1 protein-coding gene is annotated in these 253 nt (G+C 45.1%); it reads left to right on the forward strand.

Annotated features, from left to right (window positions below; all coding sequences use genetic code 11):
- Nucleotides 1–253: transposase (locus H8792_RS12520; RefSeq protein ID WP_185979589.1), on the forward strand; the 253-nt coding region annotated here is incomplete at both ends.

Raw genomic sequence — 253 nt, forward strand, 5'->3', positions numbered from 1 at the left:
CCTGTCAGAAAGTGAAGGCGCAAACTACTGGCTTTCTGTACTCACCGACTTACATAACCGTGGTGTCAAAGACATTCTGATAGCCAGTGTCGATGGCCTGACAGGTTTTCCTGAAGCCATCGCCAGTATTTACCCTGATACGGAAGTGCAGCTGTGTGTGGTGCATCAAATTCGCAATTCAATGAAGTATGTGGCGTCCAAAAATCAGAAAGAATTCATGAACGATTTAAAACCTGTTTACCAGGCTCAGACT

The sequence above is a fragment of the Thiomicrorhabdus heinhorstiae genome (assembly GCF_013391765.2).
GTDB lineage: Bacteria > Pseudomonadota > Gammaproteobacteria > Thiomicrospirales > Thiomicrospiraceae > Thiomicrorhabdus > Thiomicrorhabdus heinhorstiae.